Source organism: Sphingobacterium sp. UBA5670, from assembly GCF_002420705.1.
Taxonomy (GTDB): domain Bacteria; phylum Bacteroidota; class Bacteroidia; order Sphingobacteriales; family Sphingobacteriaceae; genus Sphingobacterium.
This window is the reverse complement of the sequence record NZ_DIIM01000005.1, coordinates 153,521-163,924: the sequence shown is the minus strand read 5'-3', so window position 1 is coordinate 163,924 and position 10,404 is coordinate 153,521. Positions and strand designations below refer to the sequence as shown.

The 10,404-nt window shown below is 39.6% G+C and carries 10 protein-coding genes; 7 read left to right on the top strand and 3 right to left on the bottom strand.

Features of this window, described 5'->3' with window-relative positions:
• Nucleotides 1–103: 103 nt before the first annotated feature.
• Together ybeY and ruvX are read right to left on the bottom strand one after the other, a co-directional pair.
• Nucleotides 104–532 carry an rRNA maturation RNase YbeY gene (gene ybeY / locus B3C94_RS06250; RefSeq protein WP_293900643.1) on the bottom strand — a complete coding sequence of 143 codons (429 nt, stop codon included), beginning with the start codon at nt 530–532 and terminating at the stop codon, nt 104–106.
• A 48-nt stretch (nt 533–580) separates the two neighbouring features.
• Entirely contained in the window at nt 581–994 is a 414-nt protein-coding gene (gene ruvX / locus B3C94_RS06245; RefSeq protein WP_293900640.1) for a Holliday junction resolvase RuvX, read from the bottom strand.
• 321 nt (nt 995–1,315) lie between these two features.
• Between ruvX and def the strand changes: the two genes are divergently transcribed.
• Nucleotides 1,316–2,542: a peptide deformylase gene (gene def / locus B3C94_RS06240; protein WP_293900637.1), complete on the top strand. Its 1,227-nt coding sequence runs from the start codon at nt 1,316–1,318 to the stop codon at nt 2,540–2,542.
• Nucleotides 2,543–2,662: 120 nt separating this feature from the next.
• Here the strand turns inward: def and B3C94_RS06235 are convergent, their stop codons facing one another.
• Nucleotides 2,663–3,652 carry an aspartate-semialdehyde dehydrogenase gene (locus tag B3C94_RS06235; RefSeq protein ID WP_088163260.1) on the bottom strand — a complete coding sequence of 330 codons (990 nt, stop codon included), beginning with the start codon at nt 3,650–3,652 and terminating at the stop codon, nt 2,663–2,665.
• Between the two features lie 577 nt (nt 3,653–4,229).
• On the opposite strand from B3C94_RS06235, the gene B3C94_RS06230 reads away from it, so the two are divergent.
• From B3C94_RS06230 to B3C94_RS06205, 6 genes are all read left to right on the top strand, one after another.
• On the top strand, nt 4,230–5,177 hold the full coding sequence (locus B3C94_RS06230) for an NAD-dependent epimerase/dehydratase family protein (RefSeq protein WP_293900630.1): 948 nt from the start codon (nt 4,230–4,232) through the stop codon (nt 5,175–5,177).
• Nucleotides 5,178–5,179: 2 nt separating this feature from the next.
• Entirely contained in the window at nt 5,180–5,905 is a 726-nt protein-coding gene (locus B3C94_RS06225) for a YebC/PmpR family DNA-binding transcriptional regulator (protein WP_293900627.1), read from the top strand.
• Nucleotides 5,906–6,026: 121 nt separating this feature from the next.
• Entirely contained in the window at nt 6,027–7,235 is a 1,209-nt protein-coding gene (locus tag B3C94_RS06220) for a hypothetical protein (protein WP_293900624.1), read from the top strand.
• A gap of 66 nt (nt 7,236–7,301) precedes the next feature.
• Entirely contained in the window at nt 7,302–8,045 is a 744-nt protein-coding gene (locus B3C94_RS06215; RefSeq protein ID WP_046673148.1) for a DeoR/GlpR family DNA-binding transcription regulator, read from the top strand.
• Nucleotides 8,046–8,068: 23 nt separating this feature from the next.
• Complete coding sequence (locus tag B3C94_RS06210; protein WP_293900621.1) at nt 8,069–9,529, top strand: lipopolysaccharide biosynthesis protein; 1,461 nt, start codon at nt 8,069–8,071, stop codon at nt 9,527–9,529.
• Nucleotides 9,530–10,402 (top strand): glycosyltransferase family 2 protein, encoded by an 873-nt coding sequence (locus tag B3C94_RS06205; protein WP_293900618.1) that lies wholly within the window; start codon nt 9,530–9,532, stop codon nt 10,400–10,402.
• Nucleotides 10,403–10,404: the final 2 nt, after the last annotated feature.

Sequence of the window (10,404 nt, the reverse complement as noted above, 5' to 3'; positions counted from 1 at the left end):
TGTAAAGCGCTTTTTTTATGTATTGTTTCCTTCTCTCGAGTAAAATAGAACCTTCAGCCGGCTCACCGAACTGTGGGCCCTAATGAGTATACGAAGGAGTATGTTAAAAGTTTCTTTTACCGAGATACTCATCCTCCTTGGCGGTCATCTTGGCTTTATCTGCCGGTTTTTTATCGGGATAACCGCACAGGTGCATGACACCATGAATAATAACCCGATGAAGCTCGTCACGCACATCAACCTTAAATTTTTCGGCATTCTCCTGAATACGTTCCACACTGATAAAAATATCGCCGGCAATGGTGTCATCATCTTCGGAGGAATCAAAAGTAACGATATCCGTATAGGTGTCGTGATTTAAATATTGCTTATTGATTTCAAGTAAGTAAGCATCCGAGCAAAGGATAAAGCTCAATTCGCCTACACGTTTAAATCCTTCGCCTTTGATGGCATCAGCAATCCATTGACGGATTTTCCCCTTTTCTTTTAATTTGAAATCCGTATCCTCAGTAAAAAATAATATGCTCTTCATCCTTCTATTTTTTATTCATTCTTGTTTGAAGTATTAGTCGTTGTGTATCTAAAAATTACGGCTATCCATGTAGCTTTGCAAAATGATCGTTGCAGACACAGTATCAATCAATCCCTTTTGTTGGCGATCCTTTTTCTTTTTTCCGCTTTGCGCAATCGCTGCCGAAGCCATTTTAGACGTAAAACGCTCATCAATCTCTGCCACAGCAATTGCAGGATAAGTCTTTTTCAGCTTCCGAACAAAACCGACAACATGCTGTGCGGATTCAGAGTCGGTACCATCCAGCTGACGCGGCTTGCCGACAACAAAAGTTTCTACCTGCTCTGTCTGTAAATACTCTGCTAGAAATGTCCAGATATCCTGTGGGTGTACCGTCGTCAATGCCGTCGCAATAATTTGCATTGGATCGGTCACCGCAACCCCTATTCGTTTTGTACCATAATCGAAGGCCATCAATCTCATGGATATGCTTTTTTTCACAAAAGTACAAAGTACGACTGAGTATTACATAGGAAGATTTAATATTTAAGTTGGGCTGCGCTTTGTAATACATTCAATTCTCGTTTTTGATCTATTAATTTTGATCTTTTAGCCAAAAAAACTATAACTTTGATAGACTATTTAACAACAGCAAGCTAACTTGCTTTTTGGGCAATAGATCACCGAGTTCGCCCCGATCATAGCGGGACTATGGGCCTATCCTTTGGACAAACGGCTCAAAACAATACCAAAAGCGTTGTGGCATTTGGTTGTGTGAAATCGGGCAAATAAATATTTAAACAAATGAAAAAAACACTTGTCGCCAGTTTCCTGTTGGCCTTATGCTTGAATACGCATGCACAAACTAAATACGAGCAACAAATTACCACTCTTCGTGAAGAAAAAGCCGCTGAATTGGCGAAAGAACAATATGGCCCATTGAAATCAGATCAAGTGGCATTTTTGGATTACTTTCCAGTAGACGCAAGTTATAAAGTCAAAGCAAAAATTGAAATTTTGTTTGATGAACCCGTGTTCCGTATGCCGACCTACGACGGCACAAGCAATGAATACAAAAGATACGGAATTATAACATTTGTCCTTCACGGTAAAGAGCGTATACTGAATGTCTACCAAAGCGTCGCATTATTTCAAAATCCTGCATACAAAAAACATTTATTTTTGCCATTTTTAGATTTAACAAATGGCCAGGAAAGTTATAGTGGTGGCCGATATATTGATCTATCCACAGATGATATAAAAGGGGACAACGTTGAGATAGATTTTAACAAAGCATATAACCCCTATTGCGCTTATAGTAACGGTTACCGTTGTCCGGTTCCCCCAGTTGAAAACAATTTAGAAACAAAAATTATGGCAGGAGAAAAAGCATTTCATAAGTCAAAAAACGAAAGACCGGTCAATCTTAATGCGGGTCAGGAGTTTAGTGCTGCTGACAAAAAAATCATTTCATCAGGCGGTGAAAATGCAATTCTTCGTGTATTGCAGACAACGGACGAAAAAGATCTGAAAGTTTTAAAAGCGACAAGCAGTGATGTCAAATACAACGATCCATTGATTGAGTCACTTTCTAAAAGAATGTTTGCGACGGTACGTGATCCCAATCACCCGGGTGTAGGCATCGCAGCGCCACAAATTGGTATAAATAAAAATCTAATCTGGGTACAGCGATTTGACAAACCAGATCAGCCATTTGAATTCTATGTAAATCCTAAAATTCTATGGCGCTCCAAACTGAAACGAAAAGGTGCCGAAGGCTGTCTTTCTATCCCTAATCGTAAAGAGGATGTTTTACGGAGTTATGCGATCCGCCTGCAATACATCAATACAGAAGGGAAAGTTATCGAAGAAAATATCGAGGGTTTTACTGCTGTTATTTTTCAGCACGAAACCGATCATCTTTTCGGCATTCTATTTCCAGATCGGCTGGAAGAGCAAAGCAAAGAAGTATATGCACCGTTGAATGATAAGATTGAATTCGCCATCCAGCCCAAAACCTTGACTCCCTAATTTCTTCGAGATAACCTGTATACCTGGCAACCCATATAACTCAATGAGAATCTCTTCGGATAAAAAAAGAGCCCCCATGAACGAATTCATGGGGGCTCAATATTATGGAATCTACTTGAGTTAGATCAATCCTTTTTCAGCCAATAACTCCGCTACCTGAACTGCGTTTGTTGCAGCACCCTTACGTAAGTTATCTGCTACTACCCACATGTTAAGGGTATTTGGCTGAGATTCATCACGACGGATACGTCCTACAAAAACCTCATCTCTACCGTGCGCATCCTTTGGCATCGGATATTGTAGTGACGCGGGATCGTCCACAACAATACAGCCACTTTGCGCTGCTAAAGCTGCACGTACATCATTCAAATCAAAGTCATTCTCAAATTCGATATTCAATGACTCAGAGTGTCCGCCCATAACAGGAATACGCACTGTGGTTGCAGTAACTTTAATAGAATCATCACGCATGATTTTATTTGTTTCCAAAATCATCTTCATCTCTTCTTTTGTGTATCCATTTTCTTGGAAAACATCAATATGAGGAATAACGTTCAAATCAATCTGATAAGGATAAGCTTTTTCACCATCTTTTCCGGCACGTTCATCCATCAATTGGTTAACGGCCTTAACACCAGTACCCGTTACCGATTGGTAGGTAGAAACTACAACACGTTTGATTTTATATTTATCATGTAATGGCTTTAAAGCCACCACCATTTGTATGGTTGAACAATTCGGGTTCGCAATAATCTTATCTTCAGCAGATAACACATCACCATTTACTTCTGGAACAACCAACTTTTTCGTTGGGTCCATACGCCATGCCGAAGAATTGTCAATCACTGTAATTCCAGCTTCAGCAAATTTAGGGGCGAATTCTTTCGAGGTATCACCGCCAGCAGAAAATAACGCAACATCAGGTTTCAAAGCAATAGCCTCAGATGGTGTAACCACCTTATACTTCTTTCCCTTGAATTCAATTTCCTTACCCTTGCTACGCTCTGAAGCTACTGGAATTAATTCTGTTACTGGGAAATTTCGCGCCGCCAACACGGTTAGCATCTCAGTACCTACAAGGCCTGTTGCGCCGACTACTGCCACTTTCATTTTTGTCTGTGTTTAAATTGTGTATATAAAATTTGTTATTTGATTTTGTTTTTAGTTGATTCTCGAAGAATGAATTCTTCAAATTTAAAAAATATTCCCCAATTCCACTATTAAAATAACAAAATATTACTCCCTCTGCTAAAAATGTCACAACATTTGGAATTTTTCGTCAATAATTACTAAAAAAGGAATCTCCGCATCTTATAGCTGTTGCTAAAAATTAGGATTAAGGCAATTCAAAAAAAATAAAAATTTTCACTGCTTATTCAAAAAAAAAGAACAAACGATTGAAACAGTTTAAAATCTCATAAAAACAGCCCCAAGAGTCTAAAAATTAACGTTTTTTCCTTGCTCTCTTCAAGACGGCAAAGTTGTTAGATACTGAAAAGCCTTTATATTTGCATCATAAACCGCCATGGTTGAAATTTCATTTTTCATTACATGATGAAACGTAAATTATGTCAGGCTAGATCCTATCCTATCGATAGGAAGAAACGAGCGAAGCGATTCATTTATATTCTTGAGCATGGACACTCATTATAGTGAAAGCAGGAGCTTCATAAAATAAAACTTACAAATGAAAGAAAGCATTATTATCATTGGTGCAAATGGCCAGATCGGCACAGAATTAGCTATCGCCTTGCGCAAAAAATTTGGTGCAGAGAATGTTGTAACCACTGACATTAGAGAACCACAGATTAAAAGCCCTGACGAAAATTTTGAAATCGCTAATGTTCTTGACAAAAATGGACTTGAGGCATTATTTCAACAATATAAACCTACTCAAGTATACCTACTGGCTGCCATGCTTTCGGCTACCGGTGAAAAATATCCTGAAAAGGCCTGGGAATTGAATATGAATGGTCTATTGAATGTTCTTGACCTGGCTGTTAACTATAAAGTTTCAAAGATATTTTGGCCAAGCTCAATCGCTGTTTTTGGCCCTCACTCCCCAAAAACTAATACCGAGCAATATTGCGTAATGGATCCAAACACCATTTATGGTATCAGCAAACTTGCTGGTGAGCGTCTTATCGAATGGTATCAGGAACACCGTGGCTTGGATATTCGCAGTGTCCGTTACCCAGGTATCATCTCATGGAAAACTGAACCGGGAGGCGGAACGACGGATTATGCTGTCGATATTTTTTATGAAGCATTGAAAACCGGGACTTACGCCTGCTTCTTATCTGAAAACACAGCATTACCCATGTTATATATGGAGGATGCCATCCGTGGTACGCTTGAACTAATGGATGCACCTAAAGAAAGTTTAAGCATTCACCACAGTTATAACCTTGGCGGTATTACATTTACTCCGAAAGAACTTGCACAAGAAATTAAAAAAATTCTTCCTAATTTTGCAATCTCTTACATCGAGAACGATCCGAGACAACAGATTGCCGATTCATGGCCTGCTAGTCTAGATGATTCTTATGCAAGAAAAGACTGGAACTGGACGCCAGAATTTGACATCCAGAAGATGACAGTCGACATGATTGAAAATCTTAAAAACAAAATATAACAATGGGAAGAGCTTTCGAATTCAGAAAAGAGCGGAAATTCAAACGCTGGGCCAAAATGGCCGTTCAATTTACACGTTTAGGTAAAGAAATCGCCATGGCGGTTAAAGAAAGCGGCCCGCACCCTGAAACTAACTCGAGACTTCGTACAGCAATACACAATGCCAAGGCAGTAAATATGCCTAAGGATCGTATTGAAGCCGCCATCAAACGTGCTTCAGAAAAAGATTCAAAAGGTTACGAAGAATATGTATACGAAGGCTATGGCCCTCATGGTGTCCCTGTTTTAATTGAAACAGCAACGGATAACACCAACCGCACAGTAGGAAATATCCGCAGCTATTTTACAAAAGCTGGTGGTTCATTGGGCAAAACAGGATCATTGGATTTTATTTTCAACCGCAAGTCCATTTTCCGTTTTGCCGCAACAGATGAACTGGACTTGGAGGAACTTGAATTAGAGTTGATCGATGGGGGCTTAGAAGAATTATACGTGGAATCTGATGAAGAGGGCAATGATGTTGCTGTCGTTCAAACTTCCTTTGAAGACTTTGGTAATATGCAAAAATTACTAGAAGAAAAGGGTATTGAAGTCACATCTGCAAAATTGGAACGTATTGCTTTATCGCATTCAGATATTACAGAAGAACAAGCTGCTGATGTATTGAAGATGATCGATAAAATCGAAGAAGATGACGATGTTCAAGCTGTATACCATAACATGGCTTAAGCTGTTGAATTTATCAAATAATAAAAAAGAGCGCTAGTCGCTCTTTTTTATTTAAAACGCCGCCCAGCGCCGTCAGAAAAATTACTACATTTGTAATAGACTAAATCAAACTCGTATCAGAATGACTTTTGAAGAATTTTTCATAAAAAAGAAAATTGATTTAAAAGCTTTAAAAGCTGCAGATGGACCTTTATTTGAAGAGTTCAAAGCACATTATTCTGCTATGGGAGAAAAAAGCTTTGACCACAGCAAAAAGTTCTGGTTCAATAAGCTTCGAAAAAGCTTCCATCTGAAAGAGGAAGAAACTCCAGCCGCAAAACCTGCAGTAAAACAGGCGGTCATTGATACGCCAACGGATACTTCCGGTGCTGAGGCGACAAAACCAGCAGGCTTTAAACCACGATTCAAAGCTGCAATTACACCTGCAGTGGATGAGGCTAAAACCACCGAAGCACCTGATTCTGCTAAAACTGAGACTGACTCTGCTCCTACAGGATTTAAGCCGAGATTCAAGGCCGGAGTCACTAAAGCTCCTGACGCAGCAGCAACTACTCCTGCATCCGAAGAAACAACGGAAGAAACTGCTCCATCGGCGCCAAAACCAACAGGATTTAAGCCGCGATTTAAAGCCGGAGTCACTAAAGCTCCTGACGTAGCAGCAACTACTCCTGCATCCGAAGAAGCGACTGACGAAACTACTCCATCGGCGCCAAAACCAACAGGATTTAAGCCGCGATTTAAAGCCGGAGTCACTAAAGCTCCCGACACAGCAGCAACTACTCCTGCATCCGAAGAAGCGACTGACGAAACTACTCCATCGGCGCCAAAACCAACAGGATTTAAGCCGCGATTCAAAGCCGGAGTCACTAAAGCTCCTAACACAGCAGCAAGTACTCCTGCATCCGAAGAAGCGACTGACGAAACTGCTCCATCGGCGCCAAAACCAACAGGCTTCAAACCACGGTTTAAAGCAGGGGTGACGAAAACAGAAACTTCCGAACAAGTGCCGCAGGCCGCACCAATAGAAAAAATCAGTTCAGAAACAACTATAAACGCTGAACCAGAAAATAACAATCCAGAAACACAGGAAGCCGCGGCCAGTAAACCTATGGGCTTCAAACCGAGATTCAAAGCTGGAATAACAAAAACGGAAACTGCTGAACAGACACAGCTGCCCGACACGAAAGACGAAGTTAGTCCAGATGCGAACGTAAACGCTGAACCAGAAAATAACAATTCGGATACCCAAGAACCTGTTGCCAACAAACCTACAGGCTTCAAACCACGGTTCAAAGCGGGCATCACAAAAATTGATAAAAAGGAAGAATAATTTTCACTACATTTAAACTGAGTTTTTTCAATTAATTTTTAAATTCCGATTAAAAACCACAAACCAATGTTAAAGGAAGAAAGACAAGCATTCATTATACATCAGATTAACCTACATAACAAAGTTTTATCTTCTGATCTAAGTGTTCAGCTGAATGTATCTGAAGATACAATTAGACGCGACTTAAATGAACTCGCCGAGAACGGTAAAGTGTTAAAAGTTTATGGTGGGGCATTATCAAAATCTTTTCAATTCCCCTTCCAGGATGGGAACGTGTATGCCAAAGAGGCAAAAAAAGAAATTGCCAAGAAAGCAAGCACTTTAATCTCAAACGGTATGACTGTTTTGGTCGGAGGTGGAACAACCTTAATTGAATTGGCAAGAACAATACCTGATCATCTGCAGTGTACATTTTTCACTATAAGTCCATTAGTTGCACTAGAATTGGCCGAAAAACCAAATCTTGAAGTCATTTTAGTTGGCGGAAAACTTTCGCGTAACACAAACATTGTGTCTGGTGCCCAAGTAGCCAATGAATTGGCAGATCTTAAAGTCGATCTTTGTCTGCTGGGAACAAACTCGCTTTCGGTAGAAGATGGGGTGACGGATTCCGATTGGGAGGTGGTACAAATCAAACGTGCCATGATTAAATGCTCAAAAAAAGTAGCTATTCTGAGTATTGCGGAAAAACTTAATTCAGTTCAAAAAATGAAAGTCGTACCGTTACGTGATATCTCATATTTGATTACCGATGTCAATCCAACTGATGTTTCCCTAAAAGAATTTGCGAATACAATTGCAATACTTTAATATTGCCGCTCATTTAATTTAGCATGTCATCGCAAACGAAAAATGACTCTTTAAAATCAAAAACAACAAAAGGACTGCTATGGGGTGGTATGGCCAGTATCATCCAGCAGTTTTTGGGCTTTGGGTTCGGCATCCTACTAAACCGTAAGCTAACAGCAGAAGATTATGGTTTAGTAGCTATGATCACCATCTTTTCTGTTCTCGCTTCTGCTTTCCAAGAAAGTGGGTTTGTGTATGGGATTGTTAACAAAAAAGAAGTTGAACATAAAGATTATAACGCGGTATTCTGGACAAGCGTAGGAATTGGAACATTTATTTATATTGTTTTATTTTTGGCAGCTCCTCTTATTGCCTTATATTATAATCAACCAGTACTTGTAGAGCTAAGCCGGTTTACCTTTTTATCCTTTTGGTTAGGCAGCTTTGGGATTGCACACAACGCTTACCTATTCCGGAATTTAAAAATCAAAGAAAGAGTCATCACAGGTACGTTTGCTCTGATTGCATCCAATATAGTCGGAGTTTATTTAGCCTATAAGGACTATGCCTATTGGGCATACGCGATCCAAATTGTCTCCTATAGTGGTTTCAATATGCTCGGATTCTGGTATTTTTCCAAATTCAGGCCAACTTTCCGGTTCGATTTTAGACCTATTCGTGACATTTTAGGATTTAGCAGTAAAATACTAGTCACCAATATTTTTATCAACATCAACAAAAATATATATGCAGCGATCCTAGGCCGGCATTATACCGCTGAAGAGTTGGGGTATACTGTAAATCCAAATCGTTGGAGCATCATGGCCCAAAATATATTGACGAATATGGTCAATAATGTGACTCAACCCATTTTAAAGGAAATAGAAGATGATAAGGATAGACAAGTTCGGGTTTTTCGCAAACTAATTTCCTTTACAGCCTTTTTAGCCTTTCCGATGTTATTTGGTTTAACAACTGTAGCACAAGATTTCATTACTATTGCAATTACAGACAAATGGGCACAAAGCGCCATATTTCTCCAAATATTTTGTATTGGAGCCGCATTCGACTCAGTTAGCAATGTTTTTTCCAACTTAATTATTAGCAAAGGAAAGCCCGAAGTTTATATGCGGAATATCATCGTATTTGGTCTGCTCCAAATCGCTATTCTTTTCTTTGGCAAATCACTAGGCTTAGAACTACTCATAGGATTAACTTCGGCTTTAAATGCCCTCTGGATATTCGTTTGGTATGCTTCCGCTAAACCCTATATGAACTATTCATTTCGTTATCTTTTAACAGATATTTTTGCTTATGCGCTATTGGCAGCTATAAGCTGCTTATCAGCCCATTATGCCACCGCAGCTATCGCTAACCTCTACCTTCGATTTGCAAGTACAATTGGGGCAGCAGTTTGTATCTACATCATCGTTAATAGAATCTTTAAACCCAGCATTTTGTTGGAATTATTCCACTATTTCCTAACAGTTATCCGAAAAAAATAGATGGCCAGGATTCTCACCATAATCGTCTCTTATAATTTTGAGCCTTGGATCCACAAGTGCTTACCCAGCCTTTTGGAATCGAGTTATCCAACAGATATTTTAGTTGTCGACAACAATTCGGGAGACAATACTACACAGATCATAAAAGAAACATATCCGACAGTAAGACTAATAGAAAGTTCCGAAAATTTGGGTTTTGGAAAGGCCAACAACATCGGACTTGACATCGTTTTGAAGGAAGAGTATGATTACGCATTTTTGGTCAATCAGGACGCCTGGCTGGATCGGGACTGTATTGCCAATTTAATGAAAGTTAACGCGGAAAATATCGGAATTATCTCGCCTATTCACTACGATGGAACCGAAACAACATTGGACCATGGTTTTGCTGTATACACCAAACAGGCCCGTACCGAAGATTCCTATCGGATTTGTTCATTCGTAAATGCCGCATTCTGGTTTATGCCCAATCCTGTCATCCGAAAAGTAGGCGGTTTTGCTCCAATCTTTTTTCATTATGGGGAAGACAAGGACTACGCTAACCGCATCAACTACTATGGTTTAAACATTGTTCTGGCCGAAGAAGCCAAGGCCTATCACGATAGGCAGCAGCGCAAAACAGACCGCAAAGCTTTTCTGAAAAGCGAATTTGTCTATCATCTGACTGAATATTGCAATATCAATTATACTTTTGTAAAAGCTTTTACGATGGCGGTACTGGCAAGTCTAAAAAAAATGTGCTCTTCACTTTTGAAAGGCCATACTTTTGAAGCAAAAAGCTACTTCAGCATTGCCTTTAGACTGCTGGTTAAAACAAGCGCTGTTTATCGCACTCGACAAGCCAACAAAAAAGCATTCAACAAAATATTTTGACA

Bases quoted from the DNA above. Each gene is read 5' to 3' on its own strand.
- ybeY (WP_293900643.1), bottom strand. From the start codon at position 532: ATGAAGAGCATATTATTTTTTACTGAGGATACGGATTTCAAATTAAAA.
- ruvX (WP_293900640.1), bottom strand. From the start codon at position 994: ATGAGATTGATGGCCTTCGATTATGGTACAAAACGAATAGGGGTTGCG.
- def (WP_293900637.1), top strand. From the start codon at position 1,316: ATGAAAAAAACACTTGTCGCCAGTTTCCTGTTGGCCTTATGCTTGAAT.
- B3C94_RS06235 (WP_088163260.1), bottom strand. From the start codon at position 3,652: ATGAAAGTGGCAGTAGTCGGCGCAACAGGCCTTGTAGGTACTGAGATG.
- B3C94_RS06230 (WP_293900630.1), top strand. From the start codon at position 4,230: ATGAAAGAAAGCATTATTATCATTGGTGCAAATGGCCAGATCGGCACA.
- B3C94_RS06225 (WP_293900627.1), top strand. From the start codon at position 5,180: ATGGGAAGAGCTTTCGAATTCAGAAAAGAGCGGAAATTCAAACGCTGG.
- B3C94_RS06220 (WP_293900624.1), top strand. From the start codon at position 6,027: ATGACTTTTGAAGAATTTTTCATAAAAAAGAAAATTGATTTAAAAGCT.
- B3C94_RS06215 (WP_046673148.1), top strand. From the start codon at position 7,302: ATGTTAAAGGAAGAAAGACAAGCATTCATTATACATCAGATTAACCTA.
- B3C94_RS06210 (WP_293900621.1), top strand. From the start codon at position 8,069: ATGTCATCGCAAACGAAAAATGACTCTTTAAAATCAAAAACAACAAAA.
- B3C94_RS06205 (WP_293900618.1), top strand. From the start codon at position 9,530: ATGGCCAGGATTCTCACCATAATCGTCTCTTATAATTTTGAGCCTTGG.